This window comes from Kordiimonas gwangyangensis DSM 19435 = JCM 12864, from assembly GCF_000375545.1.
Classification (GTDB): domain Bacteria; phylum Pseudomonadota; class Alphaproteobacteria; order Sphingomonadales; family Kordiimonadaceae; genus Kordiimonas; species Kordiimonas gwangyangensis.
The window spans coordinates 438,097-459,774 of record NZ_AQXF01000005.1; the positions used below are offsets into that span (position 1 = coordinate 438,097).

A 21,678-nucleotide genomic window follows, 5' to 3' on the forward strand; every position below is an offset into this window, starting at 1 on the left:
GATGCTCGTGTCCCCACCGCGGCTCATGGTTTTGCTTACTGGTTCAGCCAGACGGTCCAGCCTGCAACCCAGTCGTTGCTTGCGCCCGATACCGCACCAATGTGGGTGGTGGCATCGAAGAAGCTGTCAACGTTCGCTACGTTCGTAGCGGTTGCGCCGTTTTCAGTTGCGCCGTTGATGTAGTTCTTGAAGGACGCCGCACCGCTTTGAGCGCTGAGGGTGTGAGCTGCAACGAAGTTGTTGCTCTGGTTCAGGAACCATGTTTCGAGGTCGAACACGTTGCCGTCGTCAGAGAAGGTCGAAGCGCAGCTTTCTGCAAGCAGGGTGGACTGCATGGTCAGGTCACCGGTCAGCGTGGTTGCGTTCGGGCCAGACACTGCGAAGGTTGCGTCCTGGTCGATATCGAGGCAGGAGTCGCCGAAGTCAGCTACCACTACGTTGTAGAGGTTTGCAGCAGTACCTTCGCGGAGCAGGATACCGATGTCGCTCTCGCCGCCAGCGGCAGCCGCACCAATGATGGTTGCGTTCGAGATCATCGGGTGAGCGCGCGGCAGGAAGTCGTTACCGTCGCCGAAGTTATCAGCTTCGATACCTTGGTCCGTTGCCGGCTGGTTCGGGTTCTGTACGATCACTACGTGCTGAACCTTACCGCGCCAACCTTGCGTCCAGTCGAGGCTGTCATCGTCAGCGCCGGTGAGCACGAGGTGTTTCGCGTTCACAGTACCACCGAAGAATTCAACCGCATCGTCCGCACCGTTGTGAACTTGCAGGTAGTCGATTTCCGTGCCGGAACCTACGCCCTGGAAGGCAATGCCGTTCAGTTCGTCGTCAGCCGTGATCGGGTTACCAGCATATACTACGCGGGTGTAGAAGATCTGGCCGCTGTCGTCCGTGTCATCAACACCACCGTAGAGACCGCTGTCGCCCTCGCCGGACGCTTCACACACACCGCTACCATTACAGGTGTTGATGGTGGCACGACCGTTGATCACGATACCGCCCCAGAGGGAGGTGTCAGTGTCGAGGTTGCGAGTGTCCGGGTTGATGGCGGTGAAGGTTACCGGTGCATCAGCCGTACCGTTAGAGTTCAGCTTGGAACCGCGGGAGATGATCAGGTAGCTCTCGAGATCAGCACCCATGACGGTCACGCCCGGCTCGATGGTGAGCGTAGCAGCAGAACCGTTTGCAGCTGGGCTGGCCGGGTCGGAACCCATGTCCACACCGAAGGTAACCTTACCGTCGAGCACGTAGTCGAGGCCGGATACGAGACGCATGTCAGCGGTGTAGGTGCCGGAAAGCACACACTGGCCGCTTGAGTTCTCGGTCGTGCCGGTCGGGCACTCTGGGTCCGGGTTCAGGCCATAGGTCCAACCGATGGTCCAGTTGTCGGAACCGGCGGTGCTGCGTACGGCACCAGCATAGCTCGTGTTGTCGAAGAACGTGTCGATGGCGCGAACGTTGGTGCCAACAACTGCGTTTTCAGCAGAGCCGTTGATGAAGCCGTTCGACAGGGTCGTCGTGCCAACAACGTTGTTGCTTTGGCTGAGGAAGTAGGTCTCGAGGTCGAAGTTGTTGCCGTCGTCCTTGAAGACAGAGGCGCAACCGCTGTCGAGAAGCGTGCTCTGGATCGTCAGGTTACCCGTGAGGTTGGTGGCAGAAGAGCCCGCGTTCACGAAGGTAGCGTCCTGGTCGATGTCGAGACATGCGTCACCAAAGTCGGATACAACAGTGTTATAGATGTTCGCGCCGGTACCTTCACGGAGAAGCATACCGATGTCGCTCTCGCCGCCCTGGCTTTGCGTACCAACGATGGTGAAGTTGGCAAGACGCGGCTTGGCGCGCGGCAGGAAGTCGTTACCGTCACCGAAGTTATCAGCTTCGATACCTTGGTCGGAAGCTGGCTGGTTCGGGTTCTGCATGATGATCACATGCTGAGCCTTACCGCGCCAACCTTGCGTCCAGTCGAAACCGTCATCGTCCGAACCGGTGATCACAAGGTGCTTGACCTGTGCCGTACCACCGAAGAACTCAACGCCGTCATCCGCACCGTTGTGGATGTGGATATAGTCAAGCTCGGTACCCGAACCAACGCCCTGGAGCGCGAGCGAGTTCAGTTCGTCGTCACCCGTGATCGGGTTACCAGCGTATTTGATCTGAACGTATTTCAGCGTGCCGCTGTCGTCCGTGTCGTCGCTGCCGCCGTAGGTGCCGCTGTCGCCTTCGCCTTCAGCTTCACAAACGCCCGACTGGTTACAGGTGTTGATGGTGGCTTTACCGTTGAGGATAAGGCCGCCCCACTCGGAAGTGTAAGGCTCGGTCAGGGCGGAACCGCTGTGGCTGGAACGCGGCGTAAGGCCGAGGTCGGCTGCGAGGCCGAGGTCGAGGCCCGAGGTGAAGATGATCGGCTCGCTCTGGCTACCAACAGCTTCGATTTTCGAGCCGCGGGAGATCACGAGAAGATCGGTTTTGGTTGCGCCGTAAATGCGCGTACCAGCTTCGATGGTCAGGGTAGCCGGGTCGCCAGCGGCAGCGGAACCATCCGCGCCTGTGTCAACACCAACAACCACTTTACCGGAAAGCTGGTAGATATTGTCTGCGGTAAGGGTAAGGTCCTGCGTGATCGTGCCGGAAAGACGGCAGTGATCTTCATCGCCTACAGTTACGGTCTCGGTACCGGTCGGACATTCGCCAGCGCTACCGCCGCCGTCGCCACCGCCATCACCGCCACCATTGCCCGGATTACCGGTGCCTGGGTTCGGGCCCTGATTGCCCGGAGAAGCCAGTTCTGTGCTATCGTCGCCACAAGCAACCAGTGCCAGTGCGGCAACCGCTGCAAGAAGCGTGTTTTTCAAAATCTGAAGGTTTGTCATTGTATTCCCCGTACGACGCCTAAGATGTCGCTTGAAAAATTGGTGCAAGCGAAATGGCCAACGTTTTGCTGTCGGCTCACGGGGAATGATCGGTAATCTGGTTATGTTTCAGTTTGTTTGCAGTTCGTTGACCATTGCTGTCACATTCCGAATATGGTGCAAATGCAGCACTTCAGAACGCACAGTGTGGCAAAACTGCCGCGTTTTACGCATCAAAAGGCGAAAAATACAACCACACAAGCCAGAGGCCGAGACAAAGGAATGGTCCAAAGGGGATGGGTTCAGCGGAATTATGACGTCCGCTTGAAACCGATTTCACAAGGAAGCCGCCGAGTCCGGCGAGCGACGCGATGAGAAGTACAGGCGGCAGTCCGGCCCAACTGACCCACGCGCCCGCCGCGCCCAAAAACTTGGCGTCCCCCATGCCAAGCCCCGCCCGCCCGCGCAGCTTCTCATAGGCAAGAGCGAGGGCGGCGAGTGCGATAAAGCCAGCGACAAGCCCGATAAGATAGGGCGCCATGTGCGCGGCATTAAGATAGGCGTTCAAAAGCCCAACCACCGCCAGCGTGGCAACAAGCAAGTTGGGCAAGCGGAAGGTGAAATGGTCATAAAGCGCGAGGGCATAGAGATTGGCGTATAACACCAGCGACACCAGCAGAGGCCGGTCAGACCATAGAAGGGCAGCAAGCGGCAGCAGGAACAGAAGCGCGGGGATGATAAACCTGCGTTTGCCCGTGTCTGCCGTATCCATAAGCCATCCTCGATCTGCTGATGGCTGACCCTAGCCCGACCGACAGGCGTTCACAAGCGGCAGCGGTTAGCGCGCGAGAATTGGCATAGGCCAGAAATGGAGCCGCCCCCACGGGCCTTGTTGACGCAAGGGGGACCGGCGGGGGCGGAAATGAAACCACCAACAAATTGTCGTACGTGGTTCGGGGTTGTCCCTTCTATATAGGAACGCGCCTCAGCGCTTACTAGTTCTCACCCATCCGGGAGAGTGCAGTTTTTGCAATTGTCTTCACGCGGCGCGGCTCACCGTTCATCAGAAGCGCGTACGGATTGTCGCGACCATCGAGGATTTCGCGGTACATGGCGACTGCCTGTTCCTTGCGGCCCGTGGTGCTATAGACAAAGGCAAGGTTCAGTTTTGCAAAGACCTGGTCTTCAGCCGCGACGTCAGCGCCCAGAAGGGCTGCTTCAGCTTGCGACCAGTCACCTTGCTGGAGTTCGCTTTTCGCATAAAGATCAGGGTTGGCGGCTTGAGCTTCATCGGCGAATCGCGTCTCATCTGCGGACGCGCCAACCGTCATAATTGTTGCAGCAACAAGAGCACCGAAAGTTCCAAAACGCATACTGGCCTCCTTATGGCAAATCTTCCCATTATGGGCGTGTTTGTTACAGATTAATGTAACACCGAGATAATTTGGGCCAAAGGAGGATTTAACGTTTTGAACTGCTTGGATTAATTTTTTTTCAAGCGGAGGCCGAAAATATTACCATTTAAGTTCAATCAGTTACGTGAACGAACGTGATTCGTGCACCTGTGTATGAATTTTTTATGACAGTGCCAGAAAAAGGGGGATTTGTCACTATTTCTCGCCTAGCAAGGGGTCGAAACACCTTGTTTGTGACAGATATCGGACCCCTGAATGACGCGGAAATTTCGCACCCTCAACCTGATCGCATCGCTTGGCTTTGGCATTGCCACGGTTGCCATTACGGCACCGTCGTTTGCTGGCGCCAGCATGGCACCCGGCAACATGCCGCAGGTTGACCGCGCGGAAGTGCCTGCGGCCCTCATGGCGTCCCTCTCCTCCCGCCCGATGGGCAGCAGCCTGGCCGATGATGCATCGCCAGCGCTTGATTTTGTGCGTCACACCGGGGTTGTGAAAAACCTGTCGCTCCTGCTTCTTCACGACGTGAAGAACGAAGCGCACGTGCAGGCCGCGATCAAACGGTACGGTTTTGACAAGGTCCAGAAAACGGTCGTGTCCGCCATTCGCGTGGCGCAGCTTGAACATGGTGCCGAATGGGGTGACATGCTGGCTGGTATCTACGGCAGCCACTTCAACGCGGGTGAGCTGAAGTCGATCCTTTTGGAAAAAGAATCATCCCCGCACTTTGGCAAACTGATTGAAGAGCAGGACGCCATTGCGGCGGCCGTAAAGCTTGACGGGCGGGACATCTACGCTGAGGCCCGCGCGCAGGTCATGCGCCAGCTTGAGCGCGCGCTCAAGATCTGATCCCGCAATCTGAAGGTATGGTGATGTGGCGCGGTCCTAGACCGTGCCGTCCAGCGCGCTTTCCAGCAGCACACCCGTGTAAGCCACGAAGCAGATCAGCAGGAACGCACCCTCGTAGCGGTTGATACGCCCCATGCCACGGAAGCCGAAACCAAGGCCAAACAGCGCGAGGGTAAGGAAACCCATCACCGGCAGGTCCCGCACCAAGACCATCTGATCAACCGAGATGGACTGAATGCTACCCGCAATACCGGTTACCGCCAGCGTGTTGAAAAGGTTTGAGCCAATCACGTTCCCAAACGCGATTTCATGGTCGCCCTTGCGCGCCGCGATGATGGAAGATGCGAGTTCCGGCAGGCTGGTGCCGACGGCAACGACCGTGAGCCCGATGATCACATCGCTGACACCAAGGTTCTCCGCAACCTGTACCGCGCCCCACACCAGCGCCTGCGAGCTAAGCACCAGAAGCGTAAGGCCGATGATCAATACCGCGACAGCCTTTGCCATCGGGCCTTCGGGTTTATTGAGGCTATGGTCAACACTTTTACCAAAGCTGTCGCGCGCGTGTTTGCGCCCCTCATAGACGGACCAACAGGTCAGCCCCACAAACACTGCCAGCAGGGCAACGGAATCGTAAAAGCCGATGATCCGGTCAAGCATGAGGACCGCCACAAGCGCCGTCGCACCCGCGAGGATCGGCAGCTCCTTGCGCAGAACCGCAGACTGCACCCCAAGCGGGCGGATCATGGCTGTCAGGCCAAGGATAAGCGCGATGTTGGTAATGTTGGAGCCAAACGCATTCCCGAGCGCGAGACCGGGGTTGCCCTGTGCGGCCGACAGGCCAGAAACCACCATTTCCGGCGCCGAGGTACCAAAACCGATGACCAGCATACCAATGAGAAGCGGCGACATGCCAAAGCGCTGCGCGACCGACTTTGCCCCGTCGATAAACAGACCTGCGCTCCAGACAAGGGCAACAAGCCCGCCGAGAATGGCAACCACTGGCATAATCACGTGACACTACCTCACTGAAGCGGCGACCCAAACACTGGCCGCGCGGCTGACAGGGCTTACGCCCCCTTTTGATTACGTGCGCCGGGCTTTACTAGTTTCGCGGGGTCACAACAACGGTCAGTTTGACACTCGACCCACGCTCGATCCGGATGGTGGCAACACGCGTCGGCTTCTGGAACGTCAGCATTATATCGTCATCCTGAGCCTCGCTGATAAGACCCCATCCTTCATTTGGCATATTATTTTTGAAAAATTCGGCGACCTTCATCTGGTCGGCCTTCACTTTCACATAGATTTTGCCGAAGGCGTTGGCGCCGTTGCCAAGGATTACCGACTTCTTGGTGTCAATAAGCGCACCGGCTGGCATGGACACATCGCCAATGCTTTCACCGTTCCTCAGTTCAACCGGCTGCGCCTGCTTGGACTTGGCTGCCGCGGCAGCCGCATGCGCGGCACCCGGTACTGCCAACATGCTGGCGGCCAGCGCCAGTGTCGTGATCATCTTGCCAAATTGCTGCATATCTTCCTCCCCGTCGGTCTGCCGCACGCAAACGAGCACACGGTTGAAATAGCATTTGTCTTCCCATGTTTTTAGTAAACCCGAGGGGGCTTGCACAACAGCAAAAATTGCTGCTTGGCCGCTTGAGCTATGTTAGACAGGCTGAAAGCGTCCGAGCGACAATCAGTTTTGAGCCAGTACGGACGACGGGGGACAGAGCAAACATGAAACGTGCGATTATTGACCTGCACCTGGAGCCGCGTGTTTACACCATTGCGGATTTTCTGGATGGCCCTGAATGCAGGCACATGATAGCCCGCGCCAAAACGCAGGAAATGAAACGCGCGACCGTCTCCGGCGATACGGACGGCGTGATCTCGGACGGGCGCACCAATGATGTTTGCTGGCTTGACCATGCGGACGACCCGGCATGCAAGCGCATCGCGCTCAAAGTTGCGGGTCTCGTGGGCGTACCCCTGACCCATGCGGAGAAATTCCAGCTTATTCGATACGGTGTAGGCAAGGAATATAAGCCGCATTTCGACTCGTTTGACCCGAGCACCACCTCCGGCCAGCGCAACATGAAGGGCGGCGGGCAACGCATCATCACCGTGCTGGGTTACCTCAATAAAGTAGCACGGGGCGGTGCCACAGAATTTCCCAAACTTGGCATTAGCATCCCCCCTGAGCAGGGCAAGTTGCTGGTTTTCCACAACTGCCTGCCGGGTACGACTGAACGGCATCCCAAGTCGCTCCATGCGGGCACGCCGGTGCTTGAGGGTGAGAAATGGGCATTCAATCTGTGGTTCAGGGCTGAACCACGCAACATGTGAGCAACGACCGAGCGCCTGATTTTATAAGATTATTACAAAAAACCCTGCGTTTCGGGATATAAACAGAGCGTGCATTGTCATACTTTGGCAACGACCTGTCCCGACACTATGCAGGAAATACTTGATTCATTTGCCCGACACCGGCTATATGGCAACGTTGTCATTGGCAGAAACAAAAGAGTTTGGAAATCATGTTCAGCTATTCATTCGGTGAAAAATCGCTCGAAACCCTTCTTGAGGCCGAGGGCCTGACCGCAGCCTTCAAGGCGAATCTGGACAAGGCTGTCGCTTATGCGAAGGATTTGACCGCAAAGGGTCTGCTGCCATTTGCGCGCCAGATGTCCGACGGGCCGGACATGGGACCAATGGCAGACGCCGCCAAACGCATTACCGGCACATGCGATGACCTGATTGTGCTCGGCACGGGTGGGTCGAGCCTTGGCGCGCAAGCCGCCATCGCCCTCGCCCGCTTCAATAAAGGCCCGGTGCGCATTCATACGCCCGACAGCCTGTGCCCCTTTGAGATGGACCTGCTGTTCCGTGAGCTTGATACCGCGCGCACGCACGTGCTGGCGATCTCCAAATCCGGCACCACGGCGGAAACCCTGGCGCAGCTTCTGGCCTGCCGCGCCTGGATTGAAGGCGGCAAACACAGCGCCAATCTGGGCGATCATTTCACCTTCATCACCGAACCGGGTGAGCGCCCCTTGCGCACCTACGGCGAAAAGCTGGGTTCGCCGATCCTTGACCACCCGACAGACGTTGGCGGCCGCTTTAGCGTGCTGACGAACGTGGGCATGCTGCCGGTCGCAGTATCCGGTCTTTCCGTGAAAGCCTTCCGCGAGGGTGCGGAGGAAGTGTGCGACGATTTCATGAAGTCGCCTGAAGCTGCAACAGCCGTTGTGGGTGCGGCGCTGACGCAAACACTCAATGAACACAAGGGTGTGACGCAAGTACTGATCATGCCGTACGCGGAAAGCTTGCGCGCTTTCACCCGCTGGCACGGCCAGCTGTGGGCGGAAAGCCTTGGCAAGGAAGGCCTTGGCACCACGCCGATCCGCGCTGTGGGCCCGGTGGACCAACACAGCCAGCTTCAGCTGTTTCTTGATGGCCCGAATGACAAGTTCTGCACTTTTGTCACAATTCCAAGTTATGGCAAAGGTCCGCGCATTGACGTGGATGAAGCCAAGGCTTATGGCCTTGACTATATGGCGGGCCGCACGATCGGCGATACCGTTACCTGCCAGTCCCGCGCAACGCAGGAAACCCTGCGCGCCAAGGGACGCATGGTACGGGAGTTGGTGATCGACAGCCTGTCGGAAAAGAACCTCGGAGGACTATTTGTGTCCTTCATGCTGGAGACAGTGGTAACGGCGCACCTGATGGGTGTGAATGCATTTGACCAACCCGCCGTTGAAGAAGGCAAGGTTCTGACACGTCAGTATTTGAACGAACTGGATATTTAAAAGGATAAAAAATGAACGCCCCGATCAAGAAGATTGTCCTGCCTGTCGCAGGTCTTGGCACCCGCTTCCTGCCCGCCACCAAAGCTATCCCCAAGGAGATGCTGCCGGTGCTGGACCGTCCGCTTATCCAATATGCGGTTGAGGAAGCACTGGAGGCCGGGATTGAGGACATCATTCTGGTGACGGGGCGTAACAAGCAGGTGATGGAAGACCATTTCGACCACGCCTATGAGCTTGAAAAAATCCTGCAGGAAAAGGGCAAGGAAGAAGCGCTTGAAATCTCACGCTCCATGCTGCTTGAGGAAGGGCGCATTTCCTATGTGCGGCAGATGCGCCCTCTTGGCCTTGGGCACGCCATCTGGTGCGCGCGCAAGCTCGTGAACGGTCACCCGTTCGCCGTTGCCCTGCCCGATGACCTGATCAAAGGCAAGCCCGGTGCGCTCAAGCAGATGGTTGAAGCCTATAACGAGCTGGGCGGCAACCTTGTTGCCACCATGGACGTGGCGAAGGAAGACACTTCCAAATACGGCGTGATCACGCCGGGTGCCCGCAAAGGCAAGAACATCGAGGTTAAGGGCCTTGTGGAGAAACCACACCCCGAGGACGCGCCTTCAACCCAAGCCGTTGTGGGCCGATACATTCTGCAGCCTGAGGTGATGGCCTATTTGGAAGAGAAAGCCGTAGGCGCAGGTGGTGAAATCCAACTGACCGACGCCATGGCAAAACTGATTGGCGAGCAGCCGTTCCACGCGCTTGAGTTTGAAGGCCGCCGTTTTGACTGTGGCTCCAAGCTTGGCTGGCTGATGGCGAACCTGTCGATGGCGGCAGAGGACCCGTACCTTGCATCCAAACTCAAGGAACTGATCACCTTCCAGTAAGGCATATCGGCAACAGCATAAAAAAAGGCGGCCCGCATATGTGGCCGCCTTTTTTAATGTGCCCAGACCTAAGCCAGCGCAGCTGCAACCAGCACCTCAGCCGCAGCCTTCGCATCATCCGCCGCCTCAGACCCGCCTTGCAGATGCGCGGTTACAATGGCTCCCTCCTGCAATAGCATCAGCTGGTGCCCAAGCTGTTCCGGATTGCGGGCGTTCGCGGCCCTCGCCTGCGCGACCAGATAGTCCTGCAAGGTACGTTTATGATCGGCCGAGATTTTATGGATCGGATGCGCGGGATCCTGAAACTCACTTGAGGCCTTGATGAACATGCAGCTCTGGAAGCGGCCGCCGGCAATCCAGTCCTTCAGGCTATCGAAAGCCGCGATCAGGCGCTTGGCCGGCGTGTCCGCGCGCTCATCGGTGCGGTCGATGATCAGGCTCATCAGATATTTGTGGCGGCGTTCAAGGGTGGCGAGGATCAAATCCTCCTTGGTCTTGAAATGTTTGTACATCGAGGTTTTTGAAATGCCGGTCACGGCAACCAGCCGGTCCATGCCGGTGGCATGGAAGCCTTCGCGGTAAAAAACCTCAAGCGCCTTGTCGATCAATTCTTCTTTTTTTGACGCCGTCATGAATGATTCCCTTCTTAACCTGTACAGATCGGTACATATAACATGAAGTTCGGTCAAGATTGATCAATTTTTTTCCTTAAACCGAACAGTGACTTAGCTGCCTCGCACCAGTGCAATGCATTTTCGCATAAAAAAGCACTTGACCGGGTGTACTGATCTGTACACCATACATGTACCGATCANTACAGGTAACTAACAATCACGTTACAGCAGGATTTTTACGGAGGAGACAATCCATGTCGGATCAACAGATCACGCTCTACAGTTTTCCGCTCTCGGGCAATGCCCACCGGGTAGAGCTTGCCCTCTCGCTTCTTGGTATTCCCTTCACGCTCAAAAACGTTGACCTGAAATCGGGTGAGCAGCGTAGTCCTGAATTCCTTGCGCTCAACCCGGCCGCAAAGGTCCCGGTGCTGGTGGACGGCGACGTGGTGCTGTCGGAAAGCACAGCCATCCTCACCTATCTGGCAGACAAATTTGATGACGGCACATGGGTACCGTTTGACGCTGCAGGCCGCGCGGAAGTGCATAAATGGTATGCGCTTTCAGCGTCTGAGTTACAGAATGGGCCAGCGGCGGCGCGCCTGATCCAGCTGTTCCATGCGCCGTTTGACCCCCGGCAAACGCGGGAACGCGCACTCCAGTTCCTTGAGCGGCTTGATGCTGCGCTTACGGGTATCGATTTCCTTGTGCGTAACCGGCCAAGTTTCGCGGATGTCGCCATCTATACCTATGTGGCGCACGCCCCCGAAGGCGGTGTGCCGCTTGAAGATTATGAACACGTCACAGCGTGGCTCACCCGCGTTGAGGCCCTTCCAGGATTTAAACCCATGGTGCGCAGCCCCTTGCCCGCGGCCGCAGCCTGACCGACCACTCCGGGCCGCTGCCCCCCTGGCGGCCCCGCCCCAGAGGAATGTATCATGACAGACCACCCCTCTTTTCTCACCGGCTCAGCCTTTCGCTCTCAGGCAAAACCGGACCTTGAACACCCAGGCGCTGAGACCTTGCCAGCAATTCCCCCTTGCCCACCACAGTCTCAGAAAGGCCGCGACGGCGGCATGTCCTGCATCAAACTTGATAAGGTGTTGGAGAAAAACCTGTCATGGCACTCAAGCCTCTGGGGCAGCCATTCCCACGTTTGCCTGCCTGTCGCGGCCACAGGCAGCGCCCGGCGGAAGCCGATTGTGCTAATGTCCGAAGGCATTGGCATCACCCCGATGATCGCCATGGCGCGTTTCCTGATGGAACAGGTGCACCGGCAAGTGGACGTGCATTTCATCCACGAGGTGCGGGGCGACAAGGAAGCGCCTTTCCTGCCAGACATGTATGCCTGGGGTCTGTCGCCTCACTTCACCTTGCATATCAGGCAGCCGCTTGCCCGGCGCCCACTGCGGCCAGCTATGAGCCACGGCATGGTAGACGCTGAATTTATGAGCACGCTCCGCACCCCCGCCGACGCAGACTATTATGTCTGTGGCTCTACAGAGTTTACGGAGCGCAGCAGAGAGGCTCTAAACGCGCGCGGCGTGGCGCCGAGCCAGATCCATGTGGCCAGCATTGGCCCCGCACCTGCGGCGCCTGCCTTTGGCTCACCATTTCTGAAAAAGCTTGATGAAGGGCAGCGGGCACTCTATGCGCCAGCAGCACCGGCGGCGCCGTCAGCCCCACGCCGCACCGGTCTGTTCGCCTTTTTCTTCGCACCGTTTATGGGCGCGAGGCGGCTAGGCAGAACCTGACATCAGATAGACGTCAGGCCCTTTTCCCACGCATAGGCATGCGCCACGATGGTGTCGAGGTCATCGTATTTCGCTTCCCAGCCAAGCGACGCGCGAATTTTATCCACCTTCGCAACCACTTTGGGGCTGTCACCCGCCCGGCGCGGCTCCATCTTGACCTGAAAATCGACGCCGGTGACACGCTTGACGGATTCGATCACTTCAAGCACCGAAAAGCCGTGGCCATAGCCACAGTTCATCATGCCGCTTTCACCACCCTTATCGAGCCAGGCAAGCGCATGCCGGTGCGCCGCCGCAAGGTCAGACACATGGATATAATCGCGCAATCCCGTGCCGTCCGGCGTGTCATAGTCATTGCCGAACACACTGAGGTGCGAGCGGCGACCAAGCGCGGCCTGACACGCAACCTTGATAAGGTGGGTGGCATTAGCCGTTGATTGGCCGGTGCGGCCTTCAGGGTCGGCCCCTGCCACGTTGAAGTAGCGCAGTGCGACATAGGAAAAGTCGTGCGCGGCTGCCACATCCTTCAGCATCAGCTCAGTCATCCATTTGGACGTGCCGTAAGGCGATACGGGCGACAGCACAGCGTCCTCGCCAATCGGCACCACCTCGGGATCGCCATACACGGCTGCTGTGGAGGAGAAGATGAATTTCTTTACGCCGTGGCGCACGCAGGCTTCAATGAGCGTGCGGCTGGCGGCAGTGTTGTTGCCATAATATTTGAGCGGGTTCGTGACCGATTCCGGCACTACAATGGAACCGGCGAAATGGATAACGGCATCAATGCTGTTCTCGCTGAACACAGTGTCGAGCGTGGCATCGTCACTGACGTCACCTTCAATAAATTTGGCTGCCGGGTTCACCGCATCGCGGAAACCTGTGACCAAGTTGTCGAGCACGACAACATCATGCCCATTCTCAACCAGTTCGATCACCATGTGGCTGCCAATATAGCCGGCACCGCCCGTCACCAGTATCGCCATTCTCAAATCCTCAAATAAACCGCGCTTAAAAACTTTTGCCCATCAAAGATCAAGCATCATGGTGGACGAATTGATCACCAGATTGTCGTCACTTTCCAGATAGGGCGCCCCCACCATGGAAAGCGCGTCCCGCATACCCTTGCAGGCCAGCTTGAAGGCATAATTCTCTTCAATGAAGGCTTGCGAGCGGCTGGAAACTTCCGCCCAGTAATCCTTATCACCATAAAGCCGCATCACCGACGCCGCCCACTCTTCCGCGTCACCCGCGATTTCACAGTCATAGCCGTGGCGCACACCAGTGCCTTCCGCCGCTATGCGCGAGAGCACTGTGGGTATACCATGCGCCATCGCGGCGAGCACCTTGCCCTTGATACCCGCACCAGAAAGGAGCGGTGCCACAAAAACCCGGTGTTTCTCATAGACTTCCGCCACATCGTCCACGTGGCCAACGACAACAACATCATCCGCCTCTAGTGCACGCACGGTGTCATTCAGACCACTGCCATAAATATAGAGCTTCACGCCCGCTTTTGCCTTGCGCAGCAGCGGCATCACGTTACGCACAAAATACTGCATGGCTTCCACGTTTGGCGGGTGGCCATAACCACCAAGGAAAGCGATATCGCTGCGCGCGTCAAACGCCGGGATATCCTTTGTGGTGTCCACCACCCACGGCGTTTTCGCCACGCGGGTTTTCTCAAAGTTGTGTGACAGCACGACCGCATGCTCCACCTCATTATAACTGAGGAGCAGGTCGACTTTTTTCATCACAGCCAGCTCTTCCTTGCGGGTTTTCTTGGCGGCTTTGATGGCCTCTGCGTCACCAGAAAGCACTGCGGCGCGCGCTTCCCTCAGGAAGTGAAGGTCGGCGTTATTGAACAGCACTTTGGCTTGCGGCGCATATTTGCGCACATAGGCGATGTTATCCTGCGCCACATAGTAGCGGGTGATGAAGACAGCATCGAATTCGGCACCACGTTCCTGCAGGAACTCCTCGGTCGAGACATAGAAAGGCGCGTAAATCACCTCAACACCGATGCGCTGCAACTGTTCGACATATTTGCCAAGCCAGGCGAGGTTATCGGGCAGGAAGGTCACCTTGTAGCCAAGGGCCTGCATCATGCGCATTTCCTGAATGGCCGCGTAGGAGCCGGCATCATAGTCGGTGCGCGGCACCTGATAGTCGAGGAAGAGCACGCGCTTCTCAACGCCTGCGTCCTTATAAAGATCTGCGTCTTCGCCCACGTCTGGTGCACCCGCAAGGGCGTCAGCATGTTTGGCGGCAAATTTGGGCTGGTTGATCAGTTGGAAGCGTTTGAGGCCTGAAGACGCCACTTCTGTGCCGTTTGAAATGCCTTCAAAATGCACCACGACCGACAGCGGGTTATAAAGCGTTTTATAGCCTTTGGCGCGAAGCGTGAAGGCAAGGTCGGTATCTTCATAGTAAGCGGGTTCAAATTCACGCGCGAAGCCGCCAGCTGCTTCCCACGCTTCCCGGCTGACCGTGATCGCCGCACCCGAGCAGTAGTGCACGGGCCGCACATAGTTATACTTGGGTTCATGCGGGTTACCGAAACGGCCATAGTTCCAGCCAGCGCCCTCAGCCCAGATAATACCGCCTGCTTCCTGCAACATGCCATCCGCATAGATGAGTTTGGAGCCCACAAGGCCCACACCATCAAAATGCTGGAAGGTGAACATCACTTCATCAAGCCAGCGGTAGGTCACTTCCGTATCGTTATTAAGGAAAACGAGGAATTCGCCCCTGGCAGCCGCTGCGCCCGCATTACAGGCACCCACGAAACCTTTGGCCTTCTCGTGCCGCACAATGGTGACATTCGCCGCATAGTCGGCCAGCTTCACAGTCTCATCCGACGAGCCGTCATCAACCACAATAAGCTCAAACACTGTCTCATTGTAGGCGAGCAGCAGGGCGGCCAGACAGTTATAGGTAACGGCGAACTTGTTGTGCACCGGCACGATCACCGAAACCTTGGGCGCATCAAGGTGCGGAAAGGTGAGAGGGCGGAAATCCGTGTTCCGGTCAAAGCCAAGCACGACCGCACTATGGCAGAAACCGACCTGCGCGATGCCGTCCACCCCGAGCTTGTCTGCCTGCGCCAATTGCGCTTCGAGCGAACGGTAGCGAAGCCCCGAGAGCGCACTCATCTGCGACTTGTAGGGAGCGCGTGTGTGTTCCTTGATCGCACTCAGGTCCATGGCGTGCGGCGACAGGATCAACATGTCTTCCGCCAGCACCTGCCCTTCAAGGCTGCGTACCAGAATATGGTGCGGCTGGCCGTCATAAAGGTGGGGGCTCAGGCGCACATATAGGTCGCGGTAGTCCGGACGACCGGTTTTATGCGCGAAAGCGAGCGTATCAATCTCACCGTCCACAATGACTTGGGCGCCTGCCGCACTTGGCCGCTTGAAATCACCATAGAGGTCGGTGAGGTTTTGCTCATCAGGATGATAAAGCAGCACATTCAGCCGCCGTCCGCGCAGCATCATGCCGTCGCACTGCACAGGCGCTGCCTTCAGCGCAATCGGCTTCGAGACTGCCTCTCCTTCAAACTGCAGGGTCAGCTCCGTATCGGTACCGAAACGAGTTAGTGCAGCGCTGGGACGCAATAGGACACGCCCGTCGTGGAACGCGCCCTTTACAAGACCCAAAAGTGGCGATGGCCGTTCGGTCCAGCCGCGGGTGAGGCGGCTCGGTGAGAAATAGAGCCGCGCGAAGGCCATAAAGAGATATGCCCCCTCGCCCGCGCTGGCATCTACATCATCGACAACGAACGACAGCCGCACAAATGCCGCACCTTCCGGCACCAGACCCTCTATGGACTCCAGTGAATACTGGTCCAGCTGGCGCCCGCCTACAGGCAGGCCCTTGCATTCGGTAACCTGCTGCCCTTTGTCTTCACCGTCACGGCCAAAATACTGTGCCGTCAGCGATGCCCCGCACCGGTGCGCAGCCACCATTGCAGAGAAAATGAACCGGGCACCCGGCGCCACGGGCAACATGTCGCCCATTTCAGGATCATGGTATGTGATGCGCGCTGAGGGCACGCCGTCGCCCAAGAGCGCATAGGCAACATGTGCGTTTTCCAGCGTCCATTCCTCGCCGACATCGCGGCCAATGGTGACACCGTCAGCATCACTCTTGAACGGCACTGCTTCGTCACTGAAGTCGCTATTCCAAAGAAGGTTTATACCGGCAAGCGCCGCTTCGGGACCAACGCGTTCAAACTCAACCGTGCTGCCGTCCGGCAACTGGCCCGTCAGGTCATTTGCATCTGCGTGGTCCATCAGCACAAGAACTGTTGACCCAAGTGAGTATATATCAGGCCGCAAACGCCCTCTCCCGCGTATCTCTGGTACCCGCCCCCGAAAACGTAGGACCGATACACCAATGTCGTAAGCGGTGTAACAAAAGCGCGCAACAAATACACCAGTTTTGTTGAGTTGGTTTATTGATCGAGTGTATCGGGTACCGCTTGTTCGGTCGGGATAATTTCTATAGATTTGCGGCGGGAAGNCTTTTTTGGGCCTTGGCCCGTTTGTGTTTCTATTTGCTTTATTCAGGACAGTCGATGTTTAGAGATATTTACCCAGTTGTCATGTGTGGGGGGTCTGGCACCCGGCTTTGGCCCTTGTCACGCTCCGGCATGCCCAAGCAGTTCCTGCCGCTTGCAGGGGACAAGAGCCTTTTTGTGCAAGCGCTTGAGCGTGTCGGCCACCGCTACGGCTTCAAGGCACCGATTGTCATTGCCAACAACGAGCACCGCTTCCTCCTCGCCAAACAGGCGGACGACGCCGGGCTTGCGCTTGGCCGCATCATCCTTGAGCCCATGGGCCGCAACACCGCACCTGCAGTGATCGTCGCCGCGCTTGAGGCTGTCGCGCAGTCGCCGGACGCCAACATACTTGTGCTGAGCGCCGATCACCTGATTACCGACGTGCCCGCCTTCCACGACGCGGTCGAACGTGCTGCCGCGGCCGCGCGGGGTGGCTATCTCACCTGTTTTGGTATTCACCCCACCTCCGCCGAGACCGGCTATGGCTACATCAAGCCCGGCGAGGCGCTAAGCGGCACCGCTGATGCGCACCGTATTGCAAGCTTCAAGGAGAAGCCGGACGCCGCCACCGCACAGGCGTATCTCGCGTCAAAGGAATATCTCTGGAACAGCGGCATGTTCATGTTTGGCGCCCAGACACTTCTGGATGAAGCCGAGCAGCATGTACCCGAGATGGTAGCCGCCTGCCGCGATGCCTTCGGTGCGCTTGAGAGCGACCTGCAGTTCCACCGCCTGCCTGAAGACCGCTTCGCCAAGGTGCCTGCCAACTCCATCGACTATGCGATCATGGAGAAGACAGACAAAGCCGCTGTTGTGCCCTGCACCATCGGCTGGTCGGACCTTGGCAGCTTCTCCGCCCTTCATGACACCGGCGAGGCTGACGCGCGCGGCAATGTGACAAAGGGGGATGTCACCCTCCTCAATTCAAGCGACTGTCTCGTCTATGCCGACAGGCGCCTTGTCACTGCCACCGACATCAGCAACCTTGTCATTGTGGCGACCGATGATGCCGTGATGGTCACCCCCAAGGACAAGGACCAGAACGTCAAACAGATTGTCGAGGCGCTCAAGGCAAATGGCCGGGACGAGGCCAAGCTCCACACCACCGTTTACCGCCCGTGGGGGTTTTATACCTCGCTCGCCATCAACAGCCATTTCCAGGTGAAGGAACTGTGTGTCTATCCCGGCAAGCGGCTCAGTCTGCAGTCCCACAACCGCCGGGCCGAACACTGGGTCGTCATCGAGGGTCAGGCCACCGTCACCCGTGATGACGACATCATCACCCTGAACGCCAACGAATCCGTCTACCTGCCCGTCGGGACCCGGCACCGCCTCGAGAACAAGAATACAGGCATGCTCCGCCTCGTTGAAGTCCAGACCGGAGATTATTTCGGCGAAGATGACATCATCCGATACGAAGACGACTATAGGCGGAGCTCATTAGCGAACCAGACCTGAACCCGCCATCCCGAACAGTATGAACTCAAAAGAAAGTAGAGCACGTCACTGTGCGGCCCGGACCTGCCGTTGCGAAGTACTCTAGCTGCCGAGTATTTTTTCGATCGCCGAAATTTTCGTTTTCAACCGAGCATTTTCACGCTGCAGCGCATGAATAGACGCTTCTCGCCCTACCACTTGATTGGCCTGATCGAGGCTATGCTGCCTATATTCCAGAAGCGGCTCTGGAACGTGTACAGCACGCCAGCCAGAAGCAAGCATACGATGAAACAGAGACTTGTCTTCAGCAACACCTTTACGCTCCTGATAGCCACCGACGCCTTCATACGCATCCCGACGGTAAGCTGCGGAGCCATGAACGAAGTTTACTTCATGCATATTGGCAATCAACTCAGGCGAGGGCTCTGGGAACCGCCATAAGTATTGCTCTGCCCCAGTTGCAACGTCAGCGAAAATGCGTTTAACGGAAAACTCCTCGCGAGGTTCCAACCGGCTAGCCTGGATTCGCGCGCGAGGCCCAAACAATACAATGTCGCAATAGGCCACCGCTGCGTCGGGAAACATCTTCAGGGCCGCAAGGTGTTGCTCTACAAAATCATAGCGCACCCGGTTATCAGCGCCGATGAAAACAACGAAGTCGCCCTCAGTGAGGGAAATGGCTTTGCGGAAGTTATCTACTACCCCCAAGTTTGTGGAATTGTATTCCGCCCGCAGCAGATTGGGAAACTTCTCAGCGTAGTAATCGATAATTAAACGTGAATCGTCCGTTGACGCATCGTCAATAATAAGTATTTCATCGGGCAATACACTCTGTGCCAGAACGCTTGAAATCGCCTCGCCAATGAAGACGCCGTAGTTGTAATTTGGGATGATGAGCGAAAGACGATCCTTGGAGATCTTTGTCTCTTTGAACACAAGCAGACGTCCAAATTGATAAGGATCCTCTTCACTAATTTCGTTAGTGGTCACCGCACCGCGATAGTGCGCACGAATGATGGCATCCGCCGCTTCCATATATTCGCCGTGCGGATATGCAAACCACTGAAAATGAGGTGCAGGAAATAGCTTGAGCAGATGATCTGGGACGAGGAGTTCTCGCTTCAACTCATGGTCATCGCGCCCCGCAAGGGGCGCATGCGAACTGGTATGCCACTGAACCCTGCCCCCCGCATCTACCATTTCGCGCAATTGATCTATATTCGCGAAACGGGCAAGCGGCTCAGGTTCGTCGAAGTAGTTCACCTGACCAAGTACATCGCCGATTACAAAAAGCTCAAAACAATACCCAAATTCCCTGAGAATAGGTATGGCAAAGCGCCAAACACATTCGTACACCCCATCAAATGAAATCACCACATGCTCAGGATTTTGGGGGTTATACTCATCCAAGTATACCACCTTCTTACCTCTCAGAGCGAGAAGCTGAGCACGAAATGTATCGACATCGATCCACCAATGGGTAGGCGTAAATGGGGAAATTTTATGATAGGTGAGTATCATAATCTGTATATACCTCTAGGTGGTGCCGAAATTGCCTGTAGCTATATTCCTCTGAATTCACGCGGCATAAGGCAATCTGATGCCTCATCCAATCTACAATATGACAAGTAACAAGAATCCCGCCCGGGGCCAGCAAGCTTCCGATAACCTCGTTAATCGCATGACTATCACGCCCCACATAGTGGGGATATAGTACACCCGCGATTACAATAAGGTCGAACCTTTCGAATGCCATCTGCGGCAACTCATGAAAAGAGCCAGCATGAAACTCGCAAGAACGCTCCCGGGCTTCCTTCCTATGACGAATGTGCTGTATTGCTCGATCGGAGATGTCCACTCCAGTCAGATGAGCTCCCGGAAGGGAAAACGTTAAAAAGCCATCCCCGCAACCGATCTCAAGTGTCCGGCGATACGTGCGAAAGGGTATGATGCTCAACAGTTTATTTCGGCGTTCCAGATCGTCCGGTGTTTGTTCATATGACCATGGGTCTGCGGTTGCAAAACGATGATCCTCATTTGTCGCAATACAATGAAAAGGGTCGAGCGCGCCTTCTACTTCGGCGGGACCAATTAGACGAGGTTCATGAATGCGCGCCCAAGCCTTGCTATTATTGGGCTGGCCTTCCAAAACACGCGTTTGGATGGAAAAAGTATAAAAACCCTTTTGCAGATCCAACCGTTCTCGGCAGCGCGTCATCTTTCCGACCGTCGGCTGTCGTGTCCACTCAAGAACTACATTCCCCTCTTGATCCATGAGTGAAAATATAAAACGGGTCTGCGCACTATCTGTGGGGAGAGACAACTGGCACTCAAATAGGAATTCGTCTTTGATAGCAATGCTAGAATAAAAAACAGCATTGGCGTCCACATCCGGGGCCGGCGGATGCAGAAATATCGCACTCGGCTCTCGAGCATAACGCCCTGCGCGATCCACACGAATTTCCGTCGGCTCCAGCTTCAGTAATTCGATCATTCCATGTTAATCCGCGTTACCGTTCAAGAGGAAGGACCGAGCAGACGCCTCAACCAGTGGATTATCGTAATAAAGACTACCGTTACGATTAACTATCTCATGCGTCGCCAGCACCTTAGAACTTCCATCTGGCAACTTTAATGTCTGAGCATGTCGATTGTGGGCTTTGAGGCAGTCAAAATGGACTACAAAACTTGAGCGTGTAAGCTCAGGCTGCAAGACGGTGCTACCGCCATGAAGTAGCGATGCGTGCCATATGAGCACCTCACCCTTCTTCGCCAGAAACTTTTTTATTTTCAGGTCGCGGCGAGTAATTTCTTCTTGCATATGTCGGTGATGATCTGCCTTCGCTTCTAGAGTGGCGGCAGGGTCGTGAAAAATAATATCACCGGTGTTCAACGGCAAATAAGGGATGGTGTGTGAACCAGGCACAAAGGTCAACGGTCCGGATTCCTCAGTAATATCCTCAAGCGCAATCCAGGCAGCCAGAAGATTGGAAACAGGATTGGTAATGACGTACCAAGGATCACGATGCAAATTTTGCGTGCTTCCGTGCGTAAAATACAGCGACTGTGTCGCAACAACTGCTTCCCCCAGCAAAGCTCTGATGATGCTATGCATTTTCTTTAGTGAAATGAGGCGGGCGAGCTGCGGCGCATGAGAGTGAGCATCCAAAACCCTAAATCCTGGAGCTGCTCCAATCTCTTTAGGGAACCAGCTTAGCGGTTGGGGACGCCCCTCCCGCCACCTGACCGATGCCGCAAGCACTGTCGATGGGCGATCTGCAAGCAGTTGCTCTATTTCGTCACGAGCAACGTCCAAAACTGTATCGCTTACGTCTTCCTTGTAAATGCAATATCCGTTGTCGACGAAGAAATGAAGGGTTTCGGTCAATTCGCCACTGATCTCTCCAGCTAAAATTTTCTGGTCTAGAATCTCATGGGCGGTGGATTTATCGAACCAATGTGGGCTCACCAAACTCCCATCAGGCGCAAATACGTTTCTTGCCATCTCT

General features: G+C 56.3%; 18 protein-coding genes. 7 read left to right on the forward strand and 11 right to left on the reverse strand.

Translation table 11 applies throughout. The features are described from left to right. Positions 1-35: 35 nt before the first annotated feature. From B150_RS0116020 to B150_RS21540, 3 genes are all read right to left on the reverse strand, one after another. The gene (locus B150_RS0116020; RefSeq protein ID WP_020400962.1) at positions 36-2,870 is read right to left on the reverse strand and encodes a hypothetical protein; all 2,835 of its coding nucleotides are present in this window, start codon (positions 2,868-2,870) and stop codon (positions 36-38) included. A 205-nt stretch (positions 2,871-3,075) separates the two neighbouring features. Beyond that, entirely contained in the window at positions 3,076-3,621 is a 546-nt protein-coding gene (locus B150_RS21535; RefSeq protein ID WP_020400963.1) for a prepilin peptidase, read from the reverse strand. Between the two features lie 223 nt (positions 3,622-3,844). Further along, entirely contained in the window at positions 3,845-4,222 is a 378-nt protein-coding gene (locus B150_RS21540) for a hypothetical protein (RefSeq protein WP_020400964.1), read from the reverse strand. 297 nt (positions 4,223-4,519) lie between these two features. Here B150_RS21540 and B150_RS0116035 point away from each other — a divergent pair, with 297 nt between their 5' ends. Continuing rightward, positions 4,520-5,113: a hypothetical protein gene (locus B150_RS0116035; RefSeq protein ID WP_020400965.1), complete on the forward strand. Its 594-nt coding sequence runs from the start codon at positions 4,520-4,522 to the stop codon at positions 5,111-5,113. 36 nt (positions 5,114-5,149) lie between these two features. On the opposite strand, the gene B150_RS0116040 is transcribed toward B150_RS0116035, so the two are convergent. Beyond that, entirely contained in the window at positions 5,150-6,127 is a 978-nt protein-coding gene (locus B150_RS0116040; protein WP_025895711.1) for a calcium/sodium antiporter, read from the reverse strand. A gap of 91 nt (positions 6,128-6,218) precedes the next feature. After that, positions 6,219-6,647, reverse strand: a complete 429-nt coding sequence (locus B150_RS0116045) for a hypothetical protein (RefSeq protein WP_020400967.1) — start codon at positions 6,645-6,647, stop codon at positions 6,219-6,221. 203 nt (positions 6,648-6,850) lie between these two features. Here B150_RS0116045 and B150_RS0116050 point away from each other — a divergent pair, with 203 nt between their 5' ends. From B150_RS0116050 to galU, 3 genes are all read left to right on the forward strand, one after another. Then, positions 6,851-7,459 carry a 2OG-Fe(II) oxygenase gene (locus tag B150_RS0116050; protein WP_020400968.1) on the forward strand — a complete coding sequence of 203 codons (609 nt, stop codon included), beginning with the start codon at positions 6,851-6,853 and terminating at the stop codon, positions 7,457-7,459. A gap of 191 nt (positions 7,460-7,650) precedes the next feature. Further along, positions 7,651-8,925 carry a glucose-6-phosphate isomerase gene (locus B150_RS0116055; RefSeq protein ID WP_020400969.1) on the forward strand — a complete coding sequence of 425 codons (1,275 nt, stop codon included), beginning with the start codon at positions 7,651-7,653 and terminating at the stop codon, positions 8,923-8,925. An 11-nt stretch (positions 8,926-8,936) separates the two neighbouring features. After that, complete coding sequence (gene galU, locus B150_RS0116060; protein ID WP_020400970.1) at positions 8,937-9,803, forward strand: UTP--glucose-1-phosphate uridylyltransferase GalU; 867 nt, start codon at positions 8,937-8,939, stop codon at positions 9,801-9,803. A 68-nt stretch (positions 9,804-9,871) separates the two neighbouring features. Here the strand turns inward: galU and B150_RS0116065 are convergent, their stop codons facing one another. Further along, entirely contained in the window at positions 9,872-10,435 is a 564-nt protein-coding gene (locus B150_RS0116065; protein ID WP_020400971.1) for a TetR/AcrR family transcriptional regulator, read from the reverse strand. A gap of 236 nt (positions 10,436-10,671) precedes the next feature. On the opposite strand from B150_RS0116065, the gene B150_RS0116070 reads away from it, so the two are divergent. Together B150_RS0116070 and B150_RS0116075 are read left to right on the forward strand one after the other, a co-directional pair. Continuing rightward, on the forward strand, positions 10,672-11,301 hold the full coding sequence (locus tag B150_RS0116070) for a glutathione S-transferase family protein (RefSeq protein ID WP_020400972.1): 630 nt from the start codon (positions 10,672-10,674) through the stop codon (positions 11,299-11,301). Between the two features lie 54 nt (positions 11,302-11,355). Then, positions 11,356-12,171, forward strand: a complete 816-nt coding sequence (locus tag B150_RS0116075; RefSeq protein ID WP_020400973.1) for a ferredoxin reductase domain-containing protein — start codon at positions 11,356-11,358, stop codon at positions 12,169-12,171. 2 nt (positions 12,172-12,173) lie between these two features. On the opposite strand, the gene galE is transcribed toward B150_RS0116075, so the two are convergent. Further along, complete coding sequence (galE, locus tag B150_RS0116080) at positions 12,174-13,154, reverse strand: UDP-glucose 4-epimerase GalE (RefSeq protein ID WP_020400974.1); 981 nt, start codon at positions 13,152-13,154, stop codon at positions 12,174-12,176. Between the two features lie 42 nt (positions 13,155-13,196). Beyond that, positions 13,197-16,508 (reverse strand): glycosyltransferase, encoded by a 3,312-nt coding sequence (locus tag B150_RS22655; protein WP_020400975.1) that lies wholly within the window; start codon positions 16,506-16,508, stop codon positions 13,197-13,199. Between the two features lie 239 nt (positions 16,509-16,747). On the opposite strand from B150_RS22655, the gene B150_RS0116090 reads away from it, so the two are divergent. Further along, the gene (locus B150_RS0116090; RefSeq protein WP_026168436.1) at positions 16,748-18,190 is read left to right on the forward strand and encodes a mannose-1-phosphate guanylyltransferase/mannose-6-phosphate isomerase; all 1,443 of its coding nucleotides are present in this window, start codon (positions 16,748-16,750) and stop codon (positions 18,188-18,190) included. A gap of 81 nt (positions 18,191-18,271) precedes the next feature. Here the strand turns inward: B150_RS0116090 and B150_RS22660 are convergent, their stop codons facing one another. The 3 genes from B150_RS22660 to B150_RS0116105 form a co-directional block, all read right to left on the reverse strand. Continuing rightward, positions 18,272-19,579 carry a glycosyltransferase gene (locus B150_RS22660; RefSeq protein WP_162139716.1) on the reverse strand — a complete coding sequence of 436 codons (1,308 nt, stop codon included), beginning with the start codon at positions 19,577-19,579 and terminating at the stop codon, positions 18,272-18,274. A gap of 91 nt (positions 19,580-19,670) precedes the next feature. Beyond that, on the reverse strand, positions 19,671-20,663 hold the full coding sequence (locus B150_RS0116100; protein ID WP_020400979.1) for a class I SAM-dependent methyltransferase: 993 nt from the start codon (positions 20,661-20,663) through the stop codon (positions 19,671-19,673). 6 nt (positions 20,664-20,669) lie between these two features. Beyond that, positions 20,670-21,674 carry a phytanoyl-CoA dioxygenase family protein gene (locus B150_RS0116105; protein WP_020400980.1) on the reverse strand — a complete coding sequence of 335 codons (1,005 nt, stop codon included), beginning with the start codon at positions 21,672-21,674 and terminating at the stop codon, positions 20,670-20,672. Positions 21,675-21,678: the final 4 nt, after the last annotated feature.

Bases quoted from the DNA above. Each gene is read 5' to 3' on its own strand.
- B150_RS0116020 (WP_020400962.1), bottom strand. From the start codon at position 2,870: ATGACAAACCTTCAGATTTTGAAAAACACGCTTCTTGCAGCGGTTGCC.
- B150_RS0116105 (WP_020400980.1), bottom strand. From the start codon at position 21,674: ATGGCAAGAAACGTATTTGCGCCTGATGGGAGTTTGGTGAGCCCACAT.
- B150_RS0116050 (WP_020400968.1), top strand. From the start codon at position 6,851: ATGAAACGTGCGATTATTGACCTGCACCTGGAGCCGCGTGTTTACACC.
- B150_RS0116055 (WP_020400969.1), top strand. From the start codon at position 7,651: ATGTTCAGCTATTCATTCGGTGAAAAATCGCTCGAAACCCTTCTTGAG.
- galE (WP_020400974.1), bottom strand. From the start codon at position 13,154: ATGGCGATACTGGTGACGGGCGGTGCCGGCTATATTGGCAGCCACATG.
- B150_RS0116100 (WP_020400979.1), bottom strand. From the start codon at position 20,663: ATGATCGAATTACTGAAGCTGGAGCCGACGGAAATTCGTGTGGATCGC.
- B150_RS0116045 (WP_020400967.1), bottom strand. From the start codon at position 6,647: ATGCAGCAATTTGGCAAGATGATCACGACACTGGCGCTGGCCGCCAGC.
- galU (WP_020400970.1), top strand. From the start codon at position 8,937: ATGAACGCCCCGATCAAGAAGATTGTCCTGCCTGTCGCAGGTCTTGGC.
- B150_RS0116065 (WP_020400971.1), bottom strand. From the start codon at position 10,435: ATGACGGCGTCAAAAAAAGAAGAATTGATCGACAAGGCGCTTGAGGTT.
- B150_RS21535 (WP_020400963.1), bottom strand. From the start codon at position 3,621: ATGGATACGGCAGACACGGGCAAACGCAGGTTTATCATCCCCGCGCTT.
- B150_RS21540 (WP_020400964.1), bottom strand. From the start codon at position 4,222: ATGCGTTTTGGAACTTTCGGTGCTCTTGTTGCTGCAACAATTATGACG.
- B150_RS0116090 (WP_026168436.1), top strand. From the start codon at position 16,748: ATGTTTAGAGATATTTACCCAGTTGTCATGTGTGGGGGGTCTGGCACC.
- B150_RS0116075 (WP_020400973.1), top strand. From the start codon at position 11,356: ATGACAGACCACCCCTCTTTTCTCACCGGCTCAGCCTTTCGCTCTCAG.
- B150_RS0116035 (WP_020400965.1), top strand. From the start codon at position 4,520: ATGACGCGGAAATTTCGCACCCTCAACCTGATCGCATCGCTTGGCTTT.
- B150_RS0116070 (WP_020400972.1), top strand. From the start codon at position 10,672: ATGTCGGATCAACAGATCACGCTCTACAGTTTTCCGCTCTCGGGCAAT.